Source organism: Aquimarina sp. MAR_2010_214, from assembly GCF_002846555.1.
In the GTDB taxonomy this organism is placed as follows: domain Bacteria; phylum Bacteroidota; class Bacteroidia; order Flavobacteriales; family Flavobacteriaceae; genus Aquimarina.
The window spans coordinates 5667100-5693505 of sequence record NZ_PJMS01000001.1 but is presented as its reverse complement, the minus strand read 5'-3'; the positions used below and the strand labels follow the sequence as shown (position 1 = coordinate 5693505).

Below are 26406 nucleotides of genomic sequence, written 5' to 3'. Positions count from 1 at the left end.
ACTTATTCTTTTTGTTGTGTAAAACTTCCATCATCTTCAAACATGAGTTTACTTTCAGGAAAATCCTCGTCTGTTAATTGTTTAATTTCCTTTAGAGCTCTCTTTTTCTCATCTATAAACGGATATACTTCATCTATTTGTTTGGCAGAATGAAGCTTTCCTTTAACAAAATTACCATCGGTGTCAATTTCGATTTCTGCAATTGGAGCATATCCTTTTATGCCACTTAGATTAAATCGGGAATAGGTACAGAAATTACCCAAACTGTATGCTATAAATTTGTTTTTGTATACCTCAAAAGCTCTCGAAACATGTGGTCCATGTCCTATAATAATATCAGCACCAGCATCGATCATGGTATGTGCAAAACGATAGACATCACCGCGATCTTCACCATAAAAACGTTCTGTTTTTCTGGGAACATGAGTGTATTTTAGGCCTTCTGCACCTCCATGAAAAGAAACAATCACAATATCTACCTTTTGTTTGAGTTCGGTTACGATTTTTTTAGCATTGGTTAAGTTGTGAATTTTTATGCAATCCTTGTTAGGGGCAAAAGCGCAAAATCCATACGTGATACCATCTTTTTCGAAAACTGTAGAAGGCTGAGCAAATACTCCGGCATAAGCAATATTGTGCTTTTCGAGAGTTTTAGAGGTGTTTTTGATTCCTATTTCACCAAAATCGCCAATGTGATTATTAGCAATACTCATTACATCAAACCCAGTTTCTTCAAGGTATTTTCCAAAATATTCTGGTGACCTAAATGAATAACATTTTGATGGATCAGAACAGCGTTTAGCATTCTCACCTTCATCAGTAAGTGTGCCTTCTAAATTGCCAAAAAGCAAATCTGCTTGACTAAGTATAGTATTAACATCATCAAAAGGACCTTTGCCTTCGGGAGGTAAATAGCTATCATTAGGGAAATCGGTTCCCATCATGATATCACCAACGGCCATGATTTTAATATATTTAGGTTTTGCTAATTTTTGTTGGGTATTTTGGACTATTACGTACATCGAGTCCAGTACTTCTTTTGAATATTTTTGAGCTTGTATAGAAGAACAAAAACCAAAAACGAAGACAATAAGAAATAGTTTGCGCATCAATATTATTTAGTCTAGAGTTTCATTAATTAGATTAGAAGCTTTAAGCATTTGATCAAATTCTTCAGAAGTTAAACTTCCGTAATAGAAATTTCTAGGATTAATCTTTTCACCATCTTTAAAAATCTCATAATGTAAGTGAGGGGCAACAGATCTTCCTGTACTTCCTACGAATCCAATAACATCTCCCCGTTTTACTTTCTGCCCTTTTTTTACATTGTATTTATTTAGATGGGCATATAAGCTAACATAATTAAAACCGTGATCAATGCGTATATGTTTTCCGTAACCAGAAGAATTAGCATCTGCACGGGTTACAACACCATTACCTGACGCATAAACAGGAGTTCCTGTATTGGCAGAAAAATCCATTCCATAATGAAATTTTCTTGCTTTGGTAAAAGGGTCACTTCTCCATCCATAACCCGATGCCATACGTTTTAAATCCGAATTTTGTATAGGCTGTATAGCGGGAATTGTTGCTAATAATTCTTCTTTTTTCTCTGCCAAAGATGCGATTTCATCAAGAGATTTTGATTGAACTACAATCTGTTTGGTCAATTTGTCTATACGTTCACTGCTTTCAATAATAATATCAGAATTGTCAAAACCTTCTAAGCTTTTGTACCTGTTAACTCCTCCAAATCCAGCGTTACGTAATTCCTCAGGAATAGGATTAGCTCCAAAATAAAGTCGATATATATTATCGTCACGCTCGGCGATTTCTTTTAAAATATTTTCATCACGCTTCAATCTTTGATTCATTAAATCATATTGAAGCTGCATGTTTTCAAGTTCCCTTTTATAGGCTTTTTCTTTTGGGGTCTCTAATTGAGGGATGTTAAGATAAATAAGAAGAAGGATAAAACCAGCTAAAAAAGAGCTAATCACTCCTAATGCAGCTATACCAAATTTACGCCCTTTCTTTTGCTCAATTCTGCGATAAGAAAGCGTCTCACTATCATAGTAATATTTAACCTTTGACATAATCTAAAATATGCTATTTTTGCAGGATATCAACCAATATGTGGTTCATAAAGAACCAAGACATCGCAACAAATATAACAAATTGTTGCAAAGTCCAGAAAAAACTGACAAATATCGATTTAGAATCTTTTTTTTAAAACAACGTAAAATATTGATCACGATTGTATTAAGTGTTTTATTTCGAAAAAAAATAGTAATAAATAGAATTCATGAAATCCCAAGAAGTAAGAAATCAATTTTTAGAGTTTTTTAAATCCAAAAAACATGGCATCGTGCCTTCTGCACCAATGGTGATCAAGGATGATCCTACGTTAATGTTCACTAATGCGGGGATGAACCAGTTTAAAGAATTCTTTTTAGGCAATGGTATTCCGAAAAGTAATCGAATAACCGATACCCAAAAATGCTTACGAGTAAGCGGTAAACATAATGATTTGGAAGAAGTAGGTATGGATACTTACCATCATACCATGTTTGAAATGCTTGGGAATTGGAGTTTTGGAGATTATTTTAAAAAAGAAGCCATTCAATGGGCCTGGGAATTGTTGACCGAAGTATATGGTATAGATAAAGAAATTCTTTATGTTTCTGTTTTCGAAGGTGCGAAAGATGAAAATCTGGATATGGATAAAGAAGCCTATGATCTTTGGACAGCCATTGTTCCAGAAGAACGTATCATCATGGGGAATAAGAAAGATAATTTCTGGGAAATGGGAGATCAGGGACCTTGCGGACCTTGTTCTGAGATTCATGTTGATATCCGTTCAGATGAAGAAAAAGCTAAAACCCCTGGCCGGGACTTGGTGAATATGGATCATCCGCAAGTGGTAGAGATCTGGAATCTGGTTTTTATGCAATATAATCGAAAAGCAGATGGATCATTAGAGAAGTTGCCTGCACAGCATGTAGATACCGGAATGGGGTTCGAACGTTTGTGTATGGTATTGCAAGGAGTGAAGTCAAATTATGATACAGATGTTTTTACGCCTTTAATTCGAGAAATTGAAACGATTACGAATTCTACATACGATAAAAATAGCTTGCCAACTAATGATGATGGAAAAGTGAGTGTTGCAATTCGTGTTATTGCCGATCATGTTAGAGCCGTGTCATTTTCTATTGCAGATGGCCAACTGCCCAGTAATACGGGAGCGGGATATGTGATCCGAAGAATTTTGCGTAGAGCTATTCGATATGGCTTTACTTTTCTGGATTCCAAAGAACCTTTTATCTATAAGCTGGTAGAAACACTTAGCAAACAAATGAGTAAAGCTTTTCCTGAATTGAAAGCTCAGAAAAACTTAATCACTAATGTAATTAAAGAAGAAGAACAATCTTTTTTAAGAACATTGGATCAGGGACTAGTATTGTTAGAAAATGTGATCAAGAATACCAAAGGAAATATAATCTCTGGAGAGAAAGCTTTTGAATTGTATGATACTTTTGGTTTTCCGATTGATCTAACAGCTTTAATTTTAAGTGAGCAAGGATATGAATTAGATGAAAAAGCTTTTGAAGTAGAACTCCAGAAACAAAAAGATAGATCCAGAGCAGCATCACAAGTAACTGCAGGAGATTGGAAAATATTGCTAGATGATAATACGATAGAAAATTTTATTGGATATGATCATCTTAAAACAGATGTAAAGGTAACCCGTTATCGCAAAGTAAATAGCAAGAAAGATGGAGAGCTGTATCAGTTGGTATTTGATAAAACACCATTTTACCCCGAAGGAGGAGGGCAGGTTGGAGACAAAGGATACCTAGAAGTACCTAATGGTGATGTGGTATATATAATAGATACCAAGAAAGAAAATAATCTTATTATTCATTTTACTAAAAACTTGCCTAAGCATATAGATGAGACTTTGACTGCTGTAGTAGATGAAAAACAGCGTTCGAGATCTGCTTCAAATCATACAGCAACACATTTGATGCATCAGGCATTGCGTACAATTCTAGGTACTCATGTTGAACAAAAGGGATCGATGGTTCATAGTGGTAATTTGCGTTTTGATTTCTCTCATTTTACTAAAATGACTGCCGAAGAATTGAAAGAAGTTGAGCATTTTGTGAATGCGAGAATCCGAGAGCAGCTTCCATTAGAAGAACAGCGTAATATTTCTTATGATCAGGCAATAGCAGAAGGAGCTATTGCACTATTTGGAGAAAAATATGGAGACACGGTAAGAGCCATACGATTTGGAGAATCTATGGAGCTTTGCGGAGGTACTCATGTAAAAAACACTAGTAGTATATGGCATTTTAAAATTGTATCAGAAAGTGCAATTGCAGCAGGAATTCGTAGAATTGAAGCAATTACCGGTGATGCAGCAAAAGAATTTTTTACAACTCAATCTGAGGCATATGGAGAAGTGAAAGCAGTTCTTAAAACAAAGGATCCTCTAAAAACAATAGTGTCATTACAAGAAGAAAATACAAGTCTTAAAAAACAGATTGAAGCTCTCCTTAAAGATAAAGCCAAAAATCTAAAAGGAGACCTTAAATCAGAATTTGAGAATATAAATGGGGTTAAATTTCTGGCCAAAAAAGTAGATTTAGATGCTGCAGGGATTAAAGACTTGTCATTTGAATTAGGAGGTGAACTTGAAAATATTGTAGTACTATTTGGATCAGATCAGAAAGGTAAGGCTTTGTTGTCATGTTATATTTCTAAGAATTTGGTAGATGAGAAAAAATTGAATGCAGGACAGATGGTTCGCGAACTTGGTAAGTACATTCAAGGCGGTGGTGGCGGACAACCATTTTTTGCTACAGCAGGAGGAAAGAACCCTGAGGGCATAGAAGAGGCATTAGAAAATGCAAAACAATATTTGAAATAATCTTAAACTATAAAATCCTTCCTCTTCCTTTATGGAAGAGGTTTGAGTAAGGAGGCTTATGAACCTACAAACCAAAATAACACTACAGTCTCAAGAGCCAAAAGTTGATTATAATTCAGAACTTTTACTGTTAGGTTCATGTTTTGCAGAAAACATAGGAGAAAAATTCGAATACTTTAAGTTTAAGAATAAGGTCAATCCATTTGGGATATTATTTCACCCTAAGGCAATAGAAACATTTTTGTGGATGGCTACTCAGGAAGAAAAATATACGGATACTGATTTGTTTTATGTCAATGAACAGTGGCATTGTTTTGATGCACATTCTTCTTTAAGTAATGCTGATCAAAATGTAGTGCTGTCTAATCTAAATACTGCATTAACAGCTACAAGAGAGAATATTAAATCTGCGACTCATGTTTTTATCACTCTAGGAACCGCATGGGTATATAGATTAAAATCTTTGGATATGGTAGTAGCAAATTGCCATAAAATTCCGCAAAGAGAGTTTGAAAAAGAATTATTGTCTGTAGAGGAGATCAATCAATGTCTTCAGAATTGTATACATCTCATTAAAGGTGTTAATCCATCAGCAGAAATTGTATTTACTGTTTCTCCTGTACGGCATAGTAAAGATGGGTTTGTAGAAAACAATAGAAGTAAATCTCATTTAATTACATCGGTACATCAAGTTGTTAGTGGTAATAAAAATCTAAGCTATTTTCCTTCTTATGAAATTATGATGGATGAACTTAGAGATTATCGATTTTATGATATCGATATGATTCATCCGAGTAGTGTGGCAATACACTATATTTGGGAACGTTTTTCTAAAGTTTGGATTTCTGAAAAGACTGCCCAAACAATGATCCGAGTTGAAGAAATCAAAAAAGGAATGAAGCATAGGCCGTTTAATCCAAAAAGTAAACAATACTTAGAGTTTTTGGAAAAACTAGAATCAAAAAAATATCAGCTTTATCAAGAATATCCATTTATGGATTTTTCCTGATGAGATACAAGTAGTGTAAAATTACATTTTTAGATAATAATAAAATCTTTTGCGATTATTTCCAGACCGCTGTTTATTAAATGTTGAATATTAGGTCTTTTGGATTGTATGTTTTTGAGGTGTTTTAAAACTTGCGAAGCAAATTTGGAATCTCTGTCATGAACTAATTCATAAATCTCTAATGCAAGTAACCAATCATTAGGATGTTCTTTCTCTAAAATTTCAAATACGGCTTCTAGTGAAAACATAGCATTTTTGCCTTCTCTACTGTTTTTAACAGACGAGTATAATGAATGTAGGTCTTTTTCCTTCTCAGAATATGTTCGTTGTGCAGTAACCGATGAAGGATTATGGGTTACTAAATCAAATGAGTTATCATCTGCAGGGCCAGAGAAAGCTGAAACTATTTCTTTTCCAACAGCCAGATCAAAAGTGCCCCATTCTGGTTTAAAAAGATATTCATCTTTATATTTGATGGTACATTCACTAAACTGAATTAAAATTAATTCACCTTTAATGTTTCTTATGCCTGTAATATTATTTCCTGCGACAGTAATTCCACTTTCGAATTCGAATTCTATGTACTCTCCATCATAAAAGTTATAAGCTTTCAAATCTCTGGGAGACATATTTTCTATAGCAAGATTGATTCCTTTTAATTTTCCAAGAGGAGATCTAAGACCATTAGTATGGTTCTCTATACCATGACCTGTAAGTTCTTTTTCTCTATATGAAAGCGCTGTTGGACCACTGGTTTCAAAATAAATAACCTCGTTATCTTCATTTTTAATCATTCGGATAAATACTCCCGATATTTGTAAACCAGTACTTAATTCTATAGTTCCTAAATTTTCTGATTCAATTAATTTTGCAAGTCCTCTGTGCCCGCCTTTTCTTAAGGCCATAGTATCGGCAAACTCTTCTAATACCTGACATAAATAAGCAAAATCTGGTGTTACGAAAAGCTGAGGTTGCGGTTTAGTGATGTCAAAATCCTGAAAAGCAGCATCGGGAGAATAGGGTATTTTTTTTACATTATCTGTCATACACCATTCGCTTTCTCCGATCGAGGAAAGTAATCCTGCACCATAGATCTTGGGTTCATCTACGGTGCCAATAAGACCATATTCAACTGTCCACCAATGCAGGTTACGTATCAACGCCATTTCCGAAGGATTTTCCTTCTGGTTTTGTAATTCGTCTATTTTTCTTTCTGCTTCTTCTATCTCATTAGGGGATGTGCCATATGCTTCTTTTAGAATAGAAAGTGCACGCACAGCTTCATACATATCATAATCTTTTTTAGAAGAGATAGCTTTGCAACCAATTTTCCCGAAACGCCGCAAGTATTCTGCATAATCAGGATTAGCAATTATAGGAGCGTGCCCGGCAGCTTCATGAATTATGTCAGGAGCAGGAGTATATTCAATATTTTCTAATTGCCTGATATCTGAAGCAATAACAAGAATGTTGTATGCTTGAAACTCCATAAATGCATTAGGTGGGATAAATCCATCGACAGCTACAGCTGCCCAACCAATTTCTTTTAGGATTCGATTCATGCCATACATGCTCGGTATCTCATCGATCGAAATCCCTGTTTTTTTTAGACCGTTTAGATAAGAATTATGGGCAACTTTGCTAAGAGAAGTGATGTTTTTGCGCATAACATATCTCCATACTGCTTGATTTATTGATGTGTACTCTTCATAATTTTGTGGTTTTATGAATTGTTTAAGATGTTTGGGAAGCCTGTAAATCAAGGGGTTAGATGTGATATTTAGAGACATATTTAAAATTAATTTTTAATCAAGACAATTTAAATGGGAAAATAATAGTTTTATTTTGATATTGAAGTATTCTTAAATAGTTAAATTTGTTTTATCAATTAAAAAAAGATGATTGTGAGAATTAGGTTGATAATATTAGGATTATTAATAGGTACATTAGGAATTAATGCCCAAACTACTAATGAAGGAAAACCTGTGAGCTGGAGTTTATCAAGCAAAAAGAGCATGGTTCCTATGTTAATGAAAAGTTTTGATTTAAATAAAATCAAGGTAGAAGATGCTAGGAACGATTCAGATAAATCGAGACCATGGCGATTTGGTTATGAGCTTAAAGTAAACTTGGGACTTAAAAATTCTGGGGTATGGGATGAATTACCTAATGGAGATAGGATATGGCGAGTTAACATTATATCCAAAGGAGCTAAATCATTAAATTTCATTTTTGATACTTATAAAATACCTAGAGGAGCTACAGTATATCTATATAATAATGATAGATCTGATCTTTTAGGTGCGTATACTAATATTTTTAATAGACCAGATGAAATGCTAGGTACCTGGATGGTTGAAGGAGATAATGTCTGGATAGAATATTTTGAACCTGCTTCTGTTGCTGGTACGGGGGAGTTGAATATTGCAAAAGTAATTCATGGATATCGTTCAATAGTAGATGCAAAAATTCAACAAAAAATAGATGAATCAGGAGATTGTAATCAAGATGTTGATTGTCCCGTTGGAGAAGATTTTGATGAATTAAAAGATAGGTTAAAACATGCTGTAGCATTTGTGCTTATGGATGGTTTTGTTTGTTCTGGGACATTAATTAATAATACGAAGAATGATAAAGCCCCATATTTTTTGACGGCTAATCATTGTTCAGGGAACGAATCTACCTGGGCATTTCGTTTTAATTGGATTAGTCCTAATCCTTCTTGTTCAACAATTACAGGTAGTACAGATACTATGATAAATCAAACAACAAGTGGAGCTACGCGATTAGCTTCTAATCCAGAATCTGATTTTAAACTGTTGAATCTGGATGGAGGTTTAGATACGGACTGGGATTTAGAATGGGCTGGTTGGGATCGAAGAGATGTTGCGGTAAGTTTTGCAGTGGGAATTCATCACCCTAGCGGGGATATAATGAAGGTATGTAGGGAAAATGAACCGCTTGGTCAAGTTAGAACTGATATAGGAGGTATTCCTGATCCTGTTGATTCTTGGGAAGTGAAAGATTGGGATCTTGGAGTTACAGAAGGAGGGTCTTCTGGTTCTGCTCTTTTTAATCCAAGTGGTAGGATAATAGGACAACTTTCGGGAGGAGGTGCAGCCTGTTCGGGAACAAATGATAATGGTTCTTCAGATTATTATGGTAGATTTGATATATCATGGAGTTTTGGTACCTCGGATTCTAGTAGACTTTCTAATTGGTTAGATCCAGATAACACAGGAAAAGAAACACTAAATATGCTTTCTCAGGAAAATGGAGGAACTCCACCACCACCACCGCCACCACCAGTTGATCCAGAGCCAGAAGAAGAAAAAGTGTTGACCGTTTTTTTTAATGCCTTAGATGCTACAATTGATGTTACTAATACAATAGAGGGTAGATTAGAATACTATATTTATAATATCTCTGGAATGGTTGTAGGTTCGGGTAAAATTTCTGTGGAAAAAAGAAAAATTGATATGTCAGATAAATCATCAGGAATGTATTTTATTTATATTAAAAACACATCTGATGGCAATTCTTTTACTAAGAAAGTAATTGTAAGTAAACAACAGTTCTAGATTTAAAATAACATATAAAGAGTTATTCTTTGGATCTTACTCCAAGGAATAACTCTTTGTTATTACTATCTTTTAAAATTAAAGAATCCCCTTTTAAGATTCTGATTTTTGCTTCGCCAAGAGTTTTGAAAAATTCTTTTTCTAATTTGGAATTTTCTCCACAATACATTTTTGTAGCTATAGGGAATTCAAAAGAAATAGCTTCTTTCTTGATAGTGTATTGAGATGAAAAACCATTGCAGCCAGAATGGCCATAAGCTGAACCTTTTTCTTGATCAAAGGTGATGTGTAATTTCTTGTCAGAAACATCTTTTCCATTAAGACGGGTAACAGAAAAAGTTGTTTTTTTAGTAACCTGATTTTCTTTTTCCTGACTTTTGACTGCTGTATTGTTTTTGTTTGTGCAACTATTTGTATTTGAAAATGCCACGAAAAACAAAATAATTATTAAAGATTTCATAAGTCTAGATTCTTTTTATGGTTAATATAGTATTGTTTATAACATAAATTAATCATAATCATTGTTTTTGCTGGCAAAAATATGGGTTATATGAGATTAAAATTTATTTTTGAGTGGAAAACAAAATGCCTACCATGAAATGAGTATAGTTAATGTTTTTAGTACTGGCTTCGCTTTATTAGTTGAGCCCGTTGAAAATAACTGCTATATGAATTTTATCTGACCAATAAAAATGATAAATCGAAACAGATGAGACCCGAAAGCAGAAAACAAGAAATTATAAATGCAGCAGCTATTCTTTTTAAAGAAAAAGGGTATAGTGCAGTGACTATGAGAGATCTAGCGAAAGCTATGGGGATTAAAGCGGCAAGCTTGTATAATCATATTCAGTCAAAACAGGAGATATTGTCTACAATCATAATTGGACTTGCAGAAGAATTTACTGTAGGGATGAATAAAATTGTAGCTTCTAATGAAAATACCATCCAAAAACTGGAAAATATTATCGATTTACATATAGATGTGACCCTACGAAATGCAGATGGTTTGGCTTCGCTTAATAATGATTGGATGCATCTTGAAGAGAGTAATCTGCAATACTTTGAGAAAATGCGAGAAGAATATGAAGGTAATTTTAGGGATATAGTAAAGAAAGGGTTAGAAAAAGGAGAGATTAAACCCTATAATGTTGAAATTATGGTTTTTTCTACCCTCTCTACCTTAAGAACATTGTATTTGTGGTATCCCGAACAAAAAGAAATTGATTCTGACATCTTAAAACGTGATATGATATCGGTACTGCTTAAAGGAGTAGCATGATCAATATTTTAGGGTAGTAATAAAATTAACAAATAATTATTTGTGTATCAAACTAACAATCGTTAGTTTTGTTTAGCTACAAACATATGGCTAAATTAAGATATGACTGATTTTTATTCTATTCGCGTTTCTGAGTTAACTAAAGAAACCAAAGACTGTACATCTATAACTTTTGATATTCCAGAAGAACTAAGAAGTGCGTTTTCGTATAAGCAAGGTCAGCATCTTACTCTAAAAACATCTATAAATGATGAAGAGGTAAGACGCTCTTATTCCTTGTGTTCAAGCCCCGTCGAAAATAAGTGGCAGGTGGCAGTTAAACGAATTGATCAGGGATTGTTTTCTAATTTTGCAAATGATGTACTTAAAGAAGGAGATGTTATAGAAGTAATGCCTCCTATGGGAAGCTTTTTTGTTGAAGTAGCCCCGTCAAAAGCTAAAAACTACATTGTTTTTGCTGCAGGAAGTGGTATTACACCTATATTATCCATACTAAAAACTCACCTTGCTTCTGAACCAGAAAGTACTTTCAAGCTCTTTTACTTGAATCGGAATGCTAAATCAATTATCTTTAAAGAAGAGATAGAAGCGCTTAGAAATAAGTATTTTGGCAGAGTAGAGATATTCTATTTTTTAACAAAAGAACAGCGGGATATACCATTACTTAATGGGCGATTTACAGAAGAAAAGATACAAGAACTTACTGATAAAGTAATTGATATATCCAGCGTAGACGAATGCTTTGTCTGCGGTCCCGAAGAGATGATTTTTTTGATTAGAGATGGGTTGGTGAATGCAGGGTTATCAAAAGACAAAATTCATTATGAACTTTTCTTTTCAGGTGTTTCTGAAGAAGATAAGAAAAAAGCAGCAGAGGTAGTTGATCATAAATTTGATGGAACTGAAGTTACTATTATAGATGGCGGAAAAGAATTTCATTTTGCCATGGATGATGATCATGATAATATATTAGATGGAGCATTGGCCTCTGGAGCAGATCTACCTTTTGCTTGTAAAGGTGGAGTGTGCAGTACTTGTAAATGTAAAGTTGTTGAAGGAGAAGTAGAAATGAAGGTTAACTATGCACTAGAAGAAGATGAGGTTGCTAAAGGTTTAGTATTATCTTGTCAGGCTGTTCCTACTACAGAAAAAGTAGTGGTTGATTTTGATGTATAAAACTCAAGTGTTATGAGCGAAAAAGAAATAAAGAATTTAGAAGAAATCTTTGAGCAGAGAATTGCCAGAGATGAAAAGATCGAGCCTAAAGATTGGATGCCAGAAAAATACCGGAAAACTCATATTCGGCAAATTTCTCAGCATGCACATTCCGAAATTATTGGAATGCTGCCAGAAGGAAACTGGATTACTCGTGCACCTTCTTTAAGGCGTAAAGTAGCTTTAATAGCTAAAGTTCAGGATGAGGCCGGACATGGATTATACCTATATAGTGCATGTGAGACTTTAGGGATTTCTAGAGAAGAACTATACGAACAATTGCACACAGGTAAAGCAAAATACTCTAGTATATTTAATTACCCTACAATCACTTGGGCAGATATGGGAGCAATTGGCTGGCTGGTAGACGGTGCAGCAATTATTAATCAAGTGCCACTATGTAGTACTTCTTATGGGCCATATGCAAGAGCGATGATTAGAGTGTGTAAAGAAGAAAGTTTTCATCAGCGTCAAGGATATGAAATAATGATTACGTTGGCGAATGGTACTCCAGAACAGAAAGAAATGGCACAAGATGCATTAAATAGATGGTGGTGGCCATCGTTGATGATGCTAGGGCCTATAGATGCAGAATCTGTGCATACTGCTCAATCCATGAAGTGGAAATTAAAGAGAAAAACTAATGATGAATTACGTCAGCAGTTTATTGATCAAACTGTTCCACAAGCAGAATTAATTGGACTCACCATTCCTGACCCAGATTTAAAGTGGAATAAGGAGAAAGGAAGTTACGATTTTGGAGAAATAGATTGGGACGAATTCTGGCAAGTTGTAAAAGGTCATGGTCCATGTAACAAAGAACGTATGACAGCTAGAGTTAATGCCTGGGAAAAAGGAGAATGGGTAAGAGACGCAGCTATGGCTTATGCCAAAAAACAAGAAGATAAAAAGCTTAAAAAAGCAATATAATAATTCTGAATTCAGAATTCAAAATTCATAATTATGAAAAATAACTGGCCACTTTGGGAAGTATTTGTAAGAAGTAAAAATGGTTTAGAACATCGTCATTTCGGTAGTATTCATGCAGCCGATGCAGAAATGGCTTTAGAAAATGCCAGAGATGTATATACACGAAGAAATGAAGGAGTAAGTATATGGGTAGTAGAATCTAAACATATTACAGCATCAAACCCCGAAAATAACGGAGAATTATTTGAACCCGCTCAGGATAAAGTATATAGACACCCTACGTTTTATACATTACCCGATGAAGTAAAGCATATGTGATTTTTGCAACTGCAAGAATTACAATTCCTGTGAATACAGGAGATTTACTATTTGAAATTAAAGCTATTTAAATAAGATACCCATTTTATGGGCTGTATTATGAAAAACGAAAATAAAATACAATATATCTACGGTGTAGCAGATAATGCCTTGATCCTTGGTCAACGATTGTCAGAATTGTGTGGTCATGGGCCAAACCTGGAAACAGATATTGCAATGACTAATATGGCATTGGATTTATTAGGCCAAACACGAAGCTATTATCAATATGTGGCTCAGCTTTCTGGAGAAGGGAAGACTGAAGATGATATTGCTTTTTTGAGAATAGAAAGACAATACAAAAACGTACTTCTTGTTGAGCAACCAAACAAACACTTTGGATATGTGATTACAAGACAGTTCTTCTATGATGCTTTTCATTTACTATTATTAGAAGAATTGCAAAATAGTGATGATGAAATAGTAGCAGCAATTGCAAAGAAAGGAATTAAAGAAGTGAGTTATCATCAAAGATTTTCTTCTGATTGGATGAAAAGATTAGGAGATGGTACAGAAGAAAGCCATCAAAAAATTCAGGAAGCCGTTGATGACTTGTGGAAGTTTACTGATGAACTATTCCATATGACAGACGATGATAAGATTGCTGTAGAAAATGGAGTTGGAGTTAATACTGAAGCTTTGCGAGAAAAATACGATCAAAGAATTAGAGAAGTATTTGAAGAAGCGACTATTACCATACCAGAAACAAAATGGTTTCAGAAAGGTGGTAAACAAGGTATTCATAGTGAACATATGGGATATTTACTTTCAGATTTGCAATATATGCAACGTACCTATCCTAATATGAAGTGGTAAAATAATATAGAATGCTGAGTCTAGAATATTGAATGATGAAGAGAAATAAAACTTCAATCTTTGGTGCTAAATATTCGATATTCAATATTTATTATGACAATAGAACTTGAGAAACATATCGATCCAACACTGATTCCAATTTTGGAAAAAGTTCATGATCCCGAAATTCCGGTATTATCTATCATGGATATGGGAGTCGTTCGCTCTGCTCAAATGATAGAAACTATTGCTCAGGTTACAATTACCCCAACGTATAGCGGTTGCCCAGCAATGGATGTGATAGGAGACGATATTATTAATGCTTTTGCAAAAGAAAATATAGAAGCCAAAATTACTTTAGTTTTATCACCAGCATGGACTACCGATTGGATTACTCCAAAAGGTAGAGAAGCACTAGAAAAATATGGTATTGCTGCTCCTTTAAATGAGGAAGCTGATAAAGAAGCACTACTTGGAGGTAAAAAAATAGTAAAGTGCACTTTATGCGGATCAACAAATACAAAAATGATAAGTCAATTTGGTTCAACGGCGTGTAAAGCACTGTTTCAATGTAATGATTGCTTAGAACCTTTTGATTATTTCAAATGTCTCAAATAATGATGCTCGGATTAAGAACAACAATATATAAAGTTAGTGATCTGGATAAAGCCAAGAAGTGGTATTCAGAAGCGTTTAATACAAAGCCTTATTTCGATGAACCTTTTTACGTGGGATTCAATATAGGAGGATATGAGCTTGGATTACTACCAGAAGAAACCTCTTCAGAAGCAAAATCAGATGGTGTGCTTTCATATTGGGGTGTAGAAAAGATTGATGCAACATATCAAAAACTACTTGATTTAGGGGCTACAGAACATGAGAAACCAACAAATGTAGGAGGAGAAATAGTAGTGGCGTCGGTAAAATGCCCATGGAATAATAGTATCGGAATAATTTATAATCCACATTTCAAAATAGAGAACTAAATATGCCTTCAATCCAATTGCACATTGATAATGGAATAGCGAAAATAACGTTAAACCGCCCAGAAACTTTTAATAGTTTCAATAGAGAAATGGCCTTGTTGTTACAAAAAACATTAGATGAGTGTAATACTAATAATGAAGTAAGAGCCATTATGCTTACGGGTAACGGAAAAGCATTTTGTGCTGGTCAGGATCTTAAAGAAGTAACTTCTCCCGAGTTGAATCCAGGTTTTAGAAAAATATTAGAAGAACATTACAATCCAATAATTCGCAAGATAAGAACTATCGAAAAACCGATTGTGGCAGCCGTAAATGGAGTTGCTGCAGGAGCAGGAGCTAATATTGCATTAGCATGTGATATCGTTATAGTTTCAGAAGCAGCAAGTTTTATCCAGGCATTTAGTAAAATCGGACTAATTCCGGATAGTGCAGGAACCTTTTTTCTGCCTAGATTGATTGGCTTCCAAAAAGCTTCTGCCTTAATGATGTTAGGTGATAAAGTGAGCGCAAAAGAGGCAGAGCAATTAGGAATGGTTTATAAAGTGGTTGAGGTAGAAGCTTTTGAAGAAGAAGCTGTTAAATTAACTTCAAAACTAGCACTAATGCCTACCAAAGCATTGGGATTGACCAAAAGATTACTAAACCAATCCTTGGTAAATACGCTTGAAGAGCAATTAACAATGGAGTCAGATCTACAGATAGAATCTGCAGAAAGTGAAGATTATGCAGAAGGGGTAAATGCGTTTATTGAAAAAAGAAAACCAATATTTAAAGGAAAATAAACTCAAAATATAAAACTGAAAAATGATAAATGTAAAAGTGGTTAAATAGGGTGATTTATTTTTTCAAACTTTTAAATTTTACATTTAAACTTTAAAATTTATGATTCAAACAGTTGGAGTAATAGGATCAGGAACAATGGGAAGTGGTATCGCTCAGGTAGCCGCTACTTCTGGTTGTAAAGTAAAAGTATTTGACACGAAACAAGAAGCGTTAGATAGAAGTAAACAAGCTTTAGAAAAAATTCTTTCCCGCTTAATTGAAAAAGGAAGGATTGATCAAGTAGAGAAAACACGTATTCAAGGTAATATTTCTTATGTTGATTCCTTAAAAGACCTTAAAGATGCAGATCTCACAATCGAGGCTATTATTGAGAACCTGGATATTAAAAAGAAAGTATTTTCAGAATTAGAAACATACGTTTCTTCAACTACAATTATCGCATCCAATACCTCTTCTTTATCTATAGCATCCATAGCATCTTCATTAAAAAAACCGGAGCGATGTATAGGTATCCATTTTTTTAATCCAGCTCCGTTAATGAAATTGGTTGAGGTAATTCCTGCAGTACAAACTTCGACTCAGATTACAGATAAAGTAGTGAGTATCATCAAAGATTGGAAGAAAATAGTAGCCTTAGCTAAGGATACTCCTGGGTTTATTGTGAATCGTGTAGCACGGCCTTTTTATGGAGAAGCTTTACGTATTTATGAGGAAGGCTTGGCAGATGTAGTTACTATAGATTGGAGTTTAAAAACTTTGGGAGGATTTAGAATGGGGCCTTTTGAGTTAATGGATTTTATAGGAAACGATATCAATTATACGGTTACAGAAACTGTTTTTGAAGCATTTTACTACGATCCTCGATATAAACCTTCTTTTACACAAAAGAGATTATCTGAAGCAGGATATTTGGGAAGAAAATCAGGCAAAGGATATTATGAATATGGCGAAAATGCAATAAAGCAAAGCCCTAAAGAAGATAAAGTATTGGCGCAATACATCTTTGATAGAGTATTGGTGATGTTGATCAATGAAGCAGCAGATGCACTGTTCTGGAATATTGCCTCGGCAGAAGATATCGATATTGCAATGACCAAAGGAGTAAATTATCCAAAAGGATTGTTAACCTGGGCAGATGAAAAAGGAATGGATTGGTGTGTCAATATGCTAGACAAACTTTATAACGAATATCACGAAGATCGATATCGATGTAGCCCGATATTAAGAAAAATGGTGAGAGAGAATCGAACTTTTTTTAATAAAAAACTAGTTGCAGATAATTAATCTACCCGTATGATAAAATCAGAAAGAATTCCTCATAAGATGTTATCTCAAGATGCTTTTAGCCAATGGTTAGGTATCGAAATTATCGAAGTCGAAAAAGGAAGATGTAAAGTAGGGATGACGATTAGGAAAGAAATGTTGAATAGTATGAATAAAGCTCACGGAGGAATATCGTATAGCTTGGCAGATACAGCTTTTGGTTTTTCGGCAAATACTCATGGTAAATATGCAGTATCTATAGAAACCTCGATCAATCATATCGAAGCTTTGGAAGAGGGAGATTATTTAACAGCAGAAGCTACAGTTGATATTACTAAGACCAAAGTAGGTTTTAATATTGTAGAAGTTAAAAGAGGAAATGATATCGTTGCACTTTTTAAAGGAGTAGTATACAGAACCAGTAAAGACTGGGAAAAGTGAAATATAAAACCGAAAAATGTAAAATTTTAAATGATAAAGTTTTGACACAATGCTATTTACTTTTGACTTTATGATTTTGCATTTATAATTTGATATTTAAACAATATAAAACCATAAAATGATAAATGTAAAAGTGATCCGGATATATAAGATTACACTTTAGAATTTATGATTTAACATTTAAAATTTAAAATTTTGAAAGAAGCATATATAATAGACGGAATCCGTACTCCTATAGGAAGTTATAAAGGAACATTATCAGCAGTGAGAACTGATGATTTAGGAGCTTTGGTAATAGAAAAGTTAGTAGAAAATAATCCAAATATTCCAAAAGAGGCCTATGATGATGTCATTTTAGGATGTGCTAATCAAGCCGGTGAAGATAATCGTAATGTAGCCAGAATGGCTGCATTATTAGCGGGATTACCTTTTACCGTTCCGGGAGAAACGGTAAATCGTTTATGTAGCTCGGGACTGTCTGCGATAATCCATGCAAATAGAGCAATAAAAGCAGGAGATGGTGATCTGTTTATTTCGGGAGGAGTAGAAAATATGACACGTGGTCCATACGTAATTGCAAAACCATCATCAGCCTATGGTAATGATTCTAAAATGTATGATTCTAGTTTTGGATGGCGATTTGTAAATCAAAAAATGCATGACCTATACGGTACAGACGGTATGGGGAATACTGCAGAGAATCTGGTAGAGAAATATAATATCTCAAGAGAAGATCAGGATACTTTTGCATATTGGAGTCAGATGAAAGCGACCAATGCCCAGAAATCCGGGAGACTAGCTAAAGAAATTACTACAGTCGAAATTCCGCAACGTAAAAAAGATCCAATTCTGTTTTCTGATGATGAGTTTGTAAAACCAACAACTACCAAAGAGGTATTAGCAAAATTACGCCCGGCCTTTAAAAAAGAAGGAAGTGTAACTGCAGGAAACTCTTCAGGACTAAATGATGGAGCAGCAGCTACTATTATAGCATCAGAAGACGCAGTAAAAAAATATAACTTAAAACCACTGGCCAGAATAGTAAGTTCTGCAGTAGTGGGAGTAGAACCCAGAATTATGGGAATTGGCCCTGTTAAGGCATCTAATAAGGCGTTAGAGAAAGCCGGAATTACAATGGATGATATTGATGTTATAGAGCTTAATGAAGCTTTTGCTTCACAAGCATTGGCATGTATACGAGAATGGGGATTAGCAGATGACGATTCTAGAATAAACCCTAACGGGGGATCTATTGCAATAGGACACCCATTAGGAGTGACTGGTGCTAGGATTGCATATTCTGCAGCTTTAGAATTACAACAACAAAATAAACGATATGCTCTAATTACAATGTGCGTGGGAGTAGGTCAAGGGTATGCTTGTGTAATTGAAAATACAAATATCTGATTTATGAAAAAACTAGAAAGCTACATAAACGGAAAATGGACTTCGGGTTCTGGAGATGGAATCGTAATGCACGATGCCATAACAGGTGAAGTTATCGGTATGTCTTCAACAGAAGGACTAGATATCCCCGAGGTATTACAATACGGAAGAACCAAAGGAGGAGAAATTCTTCGAAAAATGACTTTTCAACAACGTGGTAATATGCTTAAAAAACTAGCATTGTATCTCACCAAACGGAAAGAAGAATTTTATGAACTAAGCTACCGTACAGGAGCAACCCGAGTAGATAGTTGGATTGATATCGAAGGAGGTTTTGGTAATCTTTTTGCCAACGCATCATTACGAAAACTATTCCCTAATCAACCTTACCATGTAGAAGGAGATCCTATAGATTTGTCTAAAGGCGGACGATTTATGGCACATCATATTTTGGTACCTAAAAGAGGAGTTGCAGTACATATCAACGCTTTTAATTTCCCTATTTGGGGAATGTTAGAGAAATGTGCTGTTAATTGGATGGCAGGAGTTCCTGCAGTAGTACTACCAGGACCACAAACCGCATATTTAACTGAAGCAGTAGTACGAGTAATTATAGATTCAGGAATATTGCCAGTAGGAGCATTGCAGCTTCTTAGCGGAATGACTAAAACTATTTTGGATACAGTAGAATCTCAGGATGTAGTAACTTTTACAGGTTCTGCACATACAGGAAGAATGCTGAAAGCGCATCCAAGATTAGTAGAAGAATCTGTTCCTTTTACTATGGAAGCAGATTCATTAAATGCTTCGGTGCTAGGAAAAGATGCTGTGCCAGGTACACCAGAGTTTGACTTGTTTGTCAAAGAAGTTAGAAAAGAAATGACTGTAAAATGCGGTCAGAAATGTACCGCCATACGTAGGATTATAGTACCTTCTGATCTTATCGAAGATGTGCAGATTGCTTTAGGTCAACAGTTAGATAAGGTTACTGTTGGAGACCCAAGATTGAAAGAAGTACGAATGGGTGCTTTGGCAAGTCAACAACAAGTAGAAAGTTTTAAGAATAATATCTCCGAAATAGCCAAAACTGCTCAGATGGTATATGGTGATTTAGATACACTTGAAACAGTTGGAGCTGATGCTCAAAAAGGAGCATTCGTGAGTCCGATTTTGATGAGAGAAGATCATCCGTTCAAAAATACAAACGCTCATACTATTGAAGCATTCGGGCCGGTTGCAACCATTATGCCTTATGATACTCTTGAGGATGCTATTACATTATCTCAAATGGGTAAAGGATCATTGGTATCTTCTATTTTTACATATGATGATAAAATAGCCAAAGAATATATAGTAGAAGCAGCTTCTCATCATGGTCGTATCCTAGTTGGTAATCGAGAAAATGCAAAACAGAGTACTGGTCATGGTTCGCCGTTACCATTGCTTACACATGGAGGCCCAGGACGTGCTGGTGGTGGTGAAGAAATGGGGGGAATGCGAGGAATCAAGCATTTTATGCAACGTTGTGCTATCCAAGGAACACCAACAACACTTACAGAAGTAACAGGTATATATCAGGCTAATGCTGCATATAAAGAATCAGAGAATCATCCGTTCTCATATCATTGGGAGGATATTGAGCCTGGGATGTCACTAAAAACTCATAAACGTACAGTAACTGATACAGATATCATTGGTTTTGCAAACCTTACCTGGGATCACTTCTATGCGCATACAGATATAACATCCTTAGACGGAAGTATTTTTGAAAAACGTACTGCCCATGGATATTTTATCCTTGCAGCCGCAGCAGGTTTGTTTGTGTATCCTAATAAAGGTCCGGTAGCAGCAAATTATGGATTAGAAGAATGTAGATTTTTAAGACCGATCTATCATAATGACACAGTATATGTTAGACTAACCTGTAAAGAAAAAGTAGATCGTGATGTTGCAAGTGCAGAGCATCCTAGCGGAATTGTAAAATGGTTTGTAGAGGTTTTTGATACTGAAGACGAGTTGGTAGCTATTGCTACCATTTTAACGATGGTGCAGAAAAAACAAACCTCTCTTGTAGAAATGACTGAAGCAAAAATTAAGGAATGCTTACATAAGCTAACCACAGATGCTAAACCAAAATGGGGAATCATGACACCCCAACATATGGTTGAACATCTGGAGTATACATACAAAATTGCTTCTGGAGAAATTCAGGATTTTGAGATTGCAACGCCAGAGAAGATTCTGGATAAAGTACATAATAGTTTATATAATTATGAAGCTTTTCCTAAAAACACAGACTTTCCATTACTTAAAAAAGGAGAGTTAGAAGAGCTAAAGCATCCTGATCTTGAAACAGCCGTAACAAAGTTGAACGAAGAAAGAGAAGTGTATAAAACATATTTTAAGGAAAATCCAGATGCAATACTAAAAAATATTGTTTTCGGAGAGTTGAACAAATATGAATGGTATCTGTTAGAAAGAAAACATTTAAATCATCATTTTGATCAATTTAACCTATTGGATTAAATTGATCAAAATTCCCGTGAAGTGGGAGTGATGCTAAAACCGAAAAATGAAAACGAATGTCATCCTGAGCTTGTCGAAGGGAGTTTATGTTAGAATGCACTTCGACAAGCTCAGTGTGACAGAAGAAATAAATTAGATTGTCATTCCAGTCTTCCGACTTAGCTCAGGATAAACTAAAGGCTGGAATCCAAGATTGAGATATAATGTAAAACCGAAAAATGTAAAATAGTAAATGATAAAGTTGTAAAGCAATGCTATCTACTTTAGACTTTTAGATTTTACATTTAAAAATTGATATTTATTTTGACACAACCATACGTAAACATAAACATAGAAAATCAGGTAGGAACCATTGAGTTTTTTCATCCTGCTCATAACTCTTTGCCAGGAGATATTTTGGCTAAGCTTGCTCAAACAATTACTGATGCTGGTAATAATGATGACATCAAGGTAATTGTATTAAAAAGTGGAAGAGACAGAACGTTTTGTGCCGGAGCCAGTTTTAAAGAATTGATCAATATTAATGATGCCGAAACCGGAAAAGTATTTTTCTCTGGTTTTGCCAATGTGATCAATGCTATGCGTAAATGTCCAAAATTTGTTATTGGGCGAGTACAAGGAAAAACTGTTGGTGGTGGAGTTGGATTAGCTTCTGCAACCGACTATTGTATGGCAACAAAATATGCGGCCATAAAATTAAGTGAACTTAATGTTGGTATAGGACCATTTGTAGTAGGACCTGCAGTAGAACGTAAAATTGGATTGTCTGCTATGACACAAATAGCGATTGATGCCAATTCATTTTATGATGCAGAATGGGCTAGAGATAAAGGGTTATTTACCAAAGTTTTTGAAGATATAGAAACATTAGATGCTGAAGTAAAAGCTTTTGCAGAACATTTATGCACCTACAATCCAGAGGCAATGAAGGATATGAAACAAGCATTTTGGAAAGGAACAGAGGATTGGGATACACTTTTGGCAGATAGAGCCGTAATTAGCGGAAGATTGGTGCTAAGTGACTTTACAAAAGAAACATTGAAACGATTTAAATAACAAATTCCTTTGGAGGCAGGAATCTATTGCTAATTGAGGATGAAAATGTGGTATATCTATATAATGATAAATAGACCTAATGAGGTAATTTAAGAAGAAACTGAAAGTGAAAACGACTCAAAAATATGATTTACAAGAGCGATTGGTGAAATTTTCAGCGAGCATTATTCTTAGTACAAATGCTTTGAATAAAAGTTTTGCATCAGAGCATTTGACTAAACAATTAATTCGTTCCTCTACTTCTTCTGCTTTAAATTATGGTGAAGCACAAAGCGCAGAATCAAGAAGAGATTTTGTTCATAAAATGAAAATATGTCTGAAAGGAAAGAGTTAAGAGAATCACAAGTTAATTTGCAGGTATTAAATGAAGCAGAACTAATAAAAGATCATGAGAAGTTTAATGTTATTATACAAGAATGTAAAGAATTGGTTGCAATTTTTACTACTAGTATAAAAACATCAAATATGAAATAGAATATAAACAGCAAAACCGAAAAATGTAAAATTTTAAATGATAAAGTTTTACTAGAATTGCTGATTACTTTAAACTTTTAGATTTTACATTTATAATTTGATATTTAATAATGATTTACAGCTTTAAAGGATATATACCCGTAGTACACGAAAGTAGTTTTGTGCATCCATTAGCAGCAGTAACCGGTAATGTTATTATTGGTAAAAACTGTTACATCGGACCAGGAGCCGCGATACGTGGAGATTGGGGAGAGATTATCCTTGAAGATGGAGTTAATGTACAAGAAAATTGTACGGTACATATGTTTCCGGGTAAATCTATTGTGCTCAAAGAAAGTGCACATGTAGGACACGGAGCAGTGATTCATGGAGCAAATTTGGGCCGTAATTGTCTAATTGGGATGAATACTGTGATTATGGATGATGCAGAAATTGGAGATGAATGTATAGTAGGGGCAATGTCTTTTGTGAAAGCAAATACAGTTTTTCCAAAACGAAGTTTGATTGTTGGTAATCCAGCGAAGGTAATTAAAGAAGTGAGTGATGAAATGATAGCCTGGAAAACAAAAGGAACAAAGTTGTATCAGCAATTACCTGCAGATTGTTATGAGTCACTTAAAGAAGTAGAACCTTTAAGAGAGGTTTCGAAAGATAGAACCAAACAAGAAGCATTTTATAAAACGCTGGAAGAGTTTAAGCGAAAATAGGTAATTACGAGTGTCACATGGAGCTGCCACACTGAGCTTGTCGAAGTGTTGTCGAAATGTAACATAAACGAATTAAAATTAATATATTACAAACAATAAACTAACAAACATTAGTTAACCAAAATGTCGACAGTAGAATTAAAAATGCCCAAAATGGGTGAAAGTATATCAGAGGCTACCATTCTTAACTGGTTAAAGAATGTAGGTGATACAGTAGAAGAGGATGAGACGATTTTAGAAGTAGCTACAGATAAAGTAGATTCTGAGGTTCCTTCTCCTTGTAATGGAGTGATTACAGAAATACGTTACCAACCTAATGAAGTAGTAGAAATAGGACAGGTAATTGCCGTAATTGATGCAGATGCAACATCTGTAACACTGAGCCAAAAACCTGAAAAGTCAAAAACGACTGAAAAATCACAAAAAACTCAGGAACCATTGGCTAATTCTGAATCAAGAAAAGCAAGTAATTCTGAGTTCAAAACTCTAAATACAGGAGAAAACGATGGTTTTTTATCTCCTTTAATCATTAGTATTGCTCAAAAAGAAAATATAACCATAGAAGAACTACAAAGTATTGCTGGTACAGGAGTAGATGGTCGTATACGTAAGAGTGATGTGATGCATTACCTGAAAAACAGAAAATATCCTTTACCAAGCAGACCACAACCACAAGCACCAAAATCAACTTACAATGCACCTCTAATCTCTTTTGTAGAAGGAAAAGATCGTATTGTAGAAATGGATCGTATGCGAAAAATGATCGCAGATCATATGGTGTATTCTAAGCATACTTCACCTCACGTAACCAGTTATATTGAAGTTGATGTAACTAACATTGTGAATTGGAGAAATGAAGTAAAGGTAAAGTTTAAGGAAAAACATGGAGAGAAATTAACATTCACTCCAATTTTTGTAGAAGCTGTTGCTAAGGCAATTCAGGAATACCCGATGATTAATGTTTCTGTAGATGACAAGAAGATTGTGGTACATAGCGATATTAATGTTGGTATGGCAACTGCACTGCCTAATGGTAATTTAATCGTTCCGGTAGTTAAAAATGCTGATGAGAAAAACTTACTTGGATTAGCTAAACGTGTAAATCACCTAGCTAATAGCGCAAGAAATAATGCCTTAAAACCAGACGAAATACAAGGGAGTACTTTTACTATTTCTAATGTAGGAACCTTTGGTAGTTTAATGGGAACACCAATCATTAATCAACCCGAAGTTGCTATTCTTGCTTTAGGGATTATTAAGAAAAGACCCGAAGTAATTACTACAGAAAAAGGAGACGAAATTGCAATTAGGAGTATGATGTATTTGTCATTGTCTTTTGATCATAGAGTAGTAGATGGGTTTTTAGGAGGGTCATTTTTACGTAAAGTAGGTGATGAATTGGAAGCTTTTGATATAAATAGAGAAATATAATAATAAATGCACAAGGGATAGAAGCTGGCTACCATGTAGCGCGAATAGCCCGACCCACTGGGATGTGCCCAAAACTAATACTAATGGAGCAAAAAATCAAAATTACAACAACCTCAGATTCAAAATTAAAGGATATTGATTTTTCTACTATTCCTTTGGGAAAAGCCTTTACCGATCATATGTTTATCTGTGATTATGAAGATGGAGCTTGGCAAAACCCACGAATCGAACCGTTAGCATTAATTCCTACGCATCCTGCAGCAATGGCTTTGCATTATGGGCAAGCAATTTTTGAGGGAATGAAAGCAACAGTAGGTAATGATAATACTCCGTTGTTATTTAGACCAGAAGAAAATGCAAAACGATTTAATCATAGTGCAGCAAGAATGGGAATGCCTTCTGTACCCGAAGAGCTTTTTGTAGAGGCAGTAAAGCAGATTGTAGGAATAGAGCAAGGATGGATACCACCACAAGATGGAAGCGCATTGTATTTACGCCCATTTATGTATGCAGATGAACCTTTTATCGGGATGCGAGCAGCATCAAGTTATAAGTTTATTGTAATCTGTTCTCCTGCAGGTCCGTTCTTTACTAAAAAAATCAGATTATATGCTGAAACCGAATATATAAGAGCGGCAGATGGAGGAACAGGAGAAGCAAAAGCAGCAGGAAATTATGCAGCAGCGATTCTACCTACCGAAAAAGCCAAAGCCAAAGGGTATGACCAAGTATTGTGGTTGGATGCCAATGAGCATAAGTATATCCAGGAAGTAGGAACGATGAATATTTTCTTTAAAGTAGAGGGTAAATTTATTACTCCGAGTACCAATGGTTCTATTTTAAAAGGAATTACAAGAGATAGTGTGATCACTTTACTTAAAGATAAAGGTTTTGAGGTAGAAGAACGTCCGATTACGATCGATGAGGTTATTGCATATTCGAAAGAAGGAAAATTAGAAGAGGCTTTTGGGACAGGTACAGCTGTTGCTATCGCTATGGTTGAAGCTATTGGGTATAATGAAGAATTGATCACATTACCCGATACAAACCCAGTAAGCCAGGATATGAAGGATACTTTGGATGAGATTAAAGTTCAGAAAAGAGAAGATAAGCATGGTTGGATTATACCCGTACCTGTTAGAGAGAAAGTAAGATAAAAGTTTTGTCATATTGAGCCCTTCGATAAACCTAGAATAGCCTCTGTAGAAATAGCTATATCCATTTGGTTTAAAAAAGATTTCGACCAGC

General features: G+C 34.9%; 25 protein-coding genes. 21 read left to right on the top strand and 4 right to left on the bottom strand.

Annotated elements, in window-relative coordinates; translation table 11 throughout:
- Positions 1–2 precede the first annotated feature (2 nt).
- Positions 3–1109: a CapA family protein gene (locus tag ATE84_RS24580; protein WP_101450433.1), complete on the bottom strand. Its 1107-nt coding sequence runs from the start codon at positions 1107–1109 to the stop codon at positions 3–5.
- Between the two features lie 9 nt (positions 1110–1118).
- The gene (locus ATE84_RS24575) at positions 1119–2096 is read right to left on the bottom strand and encodes a M23 family metallopeptidase (protein ID WP_101450432.1); all 978 of its coding nucleotides are present in this window, start codon (positions 2094–2096) and stop codon (positions 1119–1121) included.
- Between the two features lie 209 nt (positions 2097–2305).
- On the opposite strand from ATE84_RS24575, the gene alaS reads away from it, so the two are divergent.
- Positions 2306–4939 (top strand): alanine--tRNA ligase, encoded by a 2634-nt coding sequence (alaS, locus tag ATE84_RS24565; RefSeq protein WP_101450430.1) that lies wholly within the window; start codon positions 2306–2308, stop codon positions 4937–4939.
- Positions 4940–4997: 58 nt separating this feature from the next.
- Entirely contained in the window at positions 4998–5948 is a 951-nt protein-coding gene (locus ATE84_RS24560; RefSeq protein ID WP_101450429.1) for a GSCFA domain-containing protein, read from the top strand.
- A gap of 29 nt (positions 5949–5977) precedes the next feature.
- On the opposite strand, the gene ATE84_RS24555 is transcribed toward ATE84_RS24560, so the two are convergent.
- Entirely contained in the window at positions 5978–7738 is a 1761-nt protein-coding gene (locus ATE84_RS24555; protein ID WP_101450428.1) for an aromatic amino acid hydroxylase, read from the bottom strand.
- Positions 7739–7852: 114 nt separating this feature from the next.
- Here ATE84_RS24555 and ATE84_RS24550 point away from each other — a divergent pair, with 114 nt between their 5' ends.
- On the top strand, positions 7853–9529 hold the full coding sequence (locus tag ATE84_RS24550; protein WP_158237332.1) for a T9SS type A sorting domain-containing protein: 1677 nt from the start codon (positions 7853–7855) through the stop codon (positions 9527–9529).
- A 22-nt stretch (positions 9530–9551) separates the two neighbouring features.
- Here ATE84_RS24550 and ATE84_RS24545 read toward each other — a convergent pair whose 3' ends face one another.
- Positions 9552–9989: an META domain-containing protein gene (locus tag ATE84_RS24545; protein WP_101450426.1), complete on the bottom strand. Its 438-nt coding sequence runs from the start codon at positions 9987–9989 to the stop codon at positions 9552–9554.
- 249 nt (positions 9990–10238) lie between these two features.
- Here ATE84_RS24545 and ATE84_RS24540 point away from each other — a divergent pair, with 249 nt between their 5' ends.
- The 18 genes from ATE84_RS24540 to ATE84_RS24460 all read left to right on the top strand — a co-directional run bounded on the left by ATE84_RS24540 (position 10239) and on the right by ATE84_RS24460 (position 26315).
- The gene (locus ATE84_RS24540; protein WP_101450425.1) at positions 10239–10808 is read left to right on the top strand and encodes a TetR/AcrR family transcriptional regulator; all 570 of its coding nucleotides are present in this window, start codon (positions 10239–10241) and stop codon (positions 10806–10808) included.
- Between the two features lie 102 nt (positions 10809–10910).
- Positions 10911–11984, top strand: coding sequence for a 1,2-phenylacetyl-CoA epoxidase subunit PaaE (paaE, locus tag ATE84_RS24535; protein ID WP_101450424.1), 1074 nt, complete (start codon positions 10911–10913; stop codon positions 11982–11984).
- A gap of 12 nt (positions 11985–11996) precedes the next feature.
- Positions 11997–12953 (top strand): 1,2-phenylacetyl-CoA epoxidase subunit PaaA, encoded by a 957-nt coding sequence (gene paaA, locus ATE84_RS24530; RefSeq protein ID WP_101450423.1) that lies wholly within the window; start codon positions 11997–11999, stop codon positions 12951–12953.
- Between the two features lie 33 nt (positions 12954–12986).
- Positions 12987–13271: a 1,2-phenylacetyl-CoA epoxidase subunit PaaB gene (paaB, locus tag ATE84_RS24525; protein WP_025667674.1), complete on the top strand. Its 285-nt coding sequence runs from the start codon at positions 12987–12989 to the stop codon at positions 13269–13271.
- Positions 13272–13370: 99 nt separating this feature from the next.
- Positions 13371–14126 carry a 1,2-phenylacetyl-CoA epoxidase subunit PaaC gene (paaC, locus tag ATE84_RS24520; protein WP_101450422.1) on the top strand — a complete coding sequence of 252 codons (756 nt, stop codon included), beginning with the start codon at positions 13371–13373 and terminating at the stop codon, positions 14124–14126.
- 93 nt (positions 14127–14219) lie between these two features.
- Positions 14220–14723 carry a 1,2-phenylacetyl-CoA epoxidase subunit PaaD gene (paaD, locus tag ATE84_RS24515; RefSeq protein WP_101450421.1) on the top strand — a complete coding sequence of 168 codons (504 nt, stop codon included), beginning with the start codon at positions 14220–14222 and terminating at the stop codon, positions 14721–14723.
- Complete coding sequence (locus ATE84_RS24510) at positions 14723–15091, top strand: VOC family protein (protein ID WP_233195889.1); 369 nt, start codon at positions 14723–14725, stop codon at positions 15089–15091. The genes paaD and ATE84_RS24510 overlap by 1 nt, the downstream gene beginning before the upstream one ends.
- Positions 15092–15093: 2 nt before the next feature.
- Positions 15094–15873: an enoyl-CoA hydratase-related protein gene (locus ATE84_RS24505; protein ID WP_101450419.1), complete on the top strand. Its 780-nt coding sequence runs from the start codon at positions 15094–15096 to the stop codon at positions 15871–15873.
- Positions 15874–15973: 100 nt separating this feature from the next.
- Positions 15974–17158, top strand: a complete 1185-nt coding sequence (locus ATE84_RS24500) for a 3-hydroxyacyl-CoA dehydrogenase NAD-binding domain-containing protein (protein ID WP_101450418.1) — start codon at positions 15974–15976, stop codon at positions 17156–17158.
- Positions 17159–17167: 9 nt separating this feature from the next.
- Positions 17168–17578, top strand: a complete 411-nt coding sequence (locus tag ATE84_RS24495; protein ID WP_199176910.1) for a PaaI family thioesterase — start codon at positions 17168–17170, stop codon at positions 17576–17578.
- A gap of 195 nt (positions 17579–17773) precedes the next feature.
- A complete protein-coding gene (gene pcaF / locus ATE84_RS24490; RefSeq protein ID WP_101450417.1) occupies positions 17774–18985 on the top strand; it encodes a 3-oxoadipyl-CoA thiolase in 1212 nt (403 codons plus the stop codon).
- Positions 18986–18988: 3 nt separating this feature from the next.
- Entirely contained in the window at positions 18989–21490 is a 2502-nt protein-coding gene (gene paaZ / locus ATE84_RS24485) for a phenylacetic acid degradation bifunctional protein PaaZ (protein WP_101450416.1), read from the top strand.
- Positions 21491–21793: 303 nt separating this feature from the next.
- Positions 21794–22546: an enoyl-CoA hydratase/isomerase family protein gene (locus ATE84_RS24480; RefSeq protein ID WP_101450415.1), complete on the top strand. Its 753-nt coding sequence runs from the start codon at positions 21794–21796 to the stop codon at positions 22544–22546.
- 106 nt (positions 22547–22652) lie between these two features.
- The gene (locus ATE84_RS26685) at positions 22653–22880 is read left to right on the top strand and encodes a four helix bundle protein (protein ID WP_233195888.1); all 228 of its coding nucleotides are present in this window, start codon (positions 22653–22655) and stop codon (positions 22878–22880) included.
- A complete protein-coding gene (locus ATE84_RS26680; RefSeq protein ID WP_233195887.1) occupies positions 22859–23020 on the top strand; it encodes a four helix bundle protein in 162 nt (53 codons plus the stop codon). Before ATE84_RS26685 ends, ATE84_RS26680 begins: the two co-directional genes overlap by 22 nt.
- Before the next feature lie 110 nt (positions 23021–23130).
- Positions 23131–23727 carry a transferase hexapeptide repeat family protein gene (locus ATE84_RS24470; protein ID WP_101450414.1) on the top strand — a complete coding sequence of 199 codons (597 nt, stop codon included), beginning with the start codon at positions 23131–23133 and terminating at the stop codon, positions 23725–23727.
- A 123-nt stretch (positions 23728–23850) separates the two neighbouring features.
- On the top strand, positions 23851–25158 hold the full coding sequence (locus ATE84_RS24465; protein ID WP_101450413.1) for a dihydrolipoamide acetyltransferase family protein: 1308 nt from the start codon (positions 23851–23853) through the stop codon (positions 25156–25158).
- 83 nt (positions 25159–25241) lie between these two features.
- A complete protein-coding gene (locus ATE84_RS24460; RefSeq protein ID WP_101450412.1) occupies positions 25242–26315 on the top strand; it encodes a branched-chain amino acid aminotransferase in 1074 nt (357 codons plus the stop codon).
- Positions 26316–26406: the final 91 nt, after the last annotated feature.

Bases quoted from the DNA above. Each gene is read 5' to 3' on its own strand.
- paaD (WP_101450421.1), top strand. From the start codon at position 14,220: ATGACAATAGAACTTGAGAAACATATCGATCCAACACTGATTCCAATT.
- ATE84_RS24470 (WP_101450414.1), top strand. From the start codon at position 23,131: ATGATTTACAGCTTTAAAGGATATATACCCGTAGTACACGAAAGTAGT.
- paaA (WP_101450423.1), top strand. From the start codon at position 11,997: ATGAGCGAAAAAGAAATAAAGAATTTAGAAGAAATCTTTGAGCAGAGA.
- ATE84_RS24580 (WP_101450433.1), bottom strand. From the start codon at position 1,109: ATGCGCAAACTATTTCTTATTGTCTTCGTTTTTGGTTTTTGTTCTTCT.
- paaZ (WP_101450416.1), top strand. From the start codon at position 18,989: ATGAAAAAACTAGAAAGCTACATAAACGGAAAATGGACTTCGGGTTCT.
- paaB (WP_025667674.1), top strand. From the start codon at position 12,987: ATGAAAAATAACTGGCCACTTTGGGAAGTATTTGTAAGAAGTAAAAAT.
- ATE84_RS24560 (WP_101450429.1), top strand. From the start codon at position 4,998: ATGAACCTACAAACCAAAATAACACTACAGTCTCAAGAGCCAAAAGTT.
- paaE (WP_101450424.1), top strand. From the start codon at position 10,911: ATGACTGATTTTTATTCTATTCGCGTTTCTGAGTTAACTAAAGAAACC.
- ATE84_RS24575 (WP_101450432.1), bottom strand. From the start codon at position 2,096: ATGTCAAAGGTTAAATATTACTATGATAGTGAGACGCTTTCTTATCGC.
- ATE84_RS24500 (WP_101450418.1), top strand. From the start codon at position 15,974: ATGATTCAAACAGTTGGAGTAATAGGATCAGGAACAATGGGAAGTGGT.
- ATE84_RS24545 (WP_101450426.1), bottom strand. From the start codon at position 9,989: ATGAAATCTTTAATAATTATTTTGTTTTTCGTGGCATTTTCAAATACA.
- paaC (WP_101450422.1), top strand. From the start codon at position 13,371: ATGAAAAACGAAAATAAAATACAATATATCTACGGTGTAGCAGATAAT.
- ATE84_RS24510 (WP_233195889.1), top strand. From the start codon at position 14,723: ATGATGCTCGGATTAAGAACAACAATATATAAAGTTAGTGATCTGGAT.
- ATE84_RS24495 (WP_199176910.1), top strand. From the start codon at position 17,168: ATGATAAAATCAGAAAGAATTCCTCATAAGATGTTATCTCAAGATGCT.
- ATE84_RS24555 (WP_101450428.1), bottom strand. From the start codon at position 7,738: ATGTCTCTAAATATCACATCTAACCCCTTGATTTACAGGCTTCCCAAA.
- ATE84_RS24460 (WP_101450412.1), top strand. From the start codon at position 25,242: ATGGAGCAAAAAATCAAAATTACAACAACCTCAGATTCAAAATTAAAG.
- ATE84_RS24505 (WP_101450419.1), top strand. From the start codon at position 15,094: ATGCCTTCAATCCAATTGCACATTGATAATGGAATAGCGAAAATAACG.
- ATE84_RS26680 (WP_233195887.1), top strand. From the start codon at position 22,859: ATGTCTGAAAGGAAAGAGTTAAGAGAATCACAAGTTAATTTGCAGGTA.
- alaS (WP_101450430.1), top strand. From the start codon at position 2,306: ATGAAATCCCAAGAAGTAAGAAATCAATTTTTAGAGTTTTTTAAATCC.
- ATE84_RS24540 (WP_101450425.1), top strand. From the start codon at position 10,239: ATGAGACCCGAAAGCAGAAAACAAGAAATTATAAATGCAGCAGCTATT.
- ATE84_RS24465 (WP_101450413.1), top strand. From the start codon at position 23,851: ATGTCGACAGTAGAATTAAAAATGCCCAAAATGGGTGAAAGTATATCA.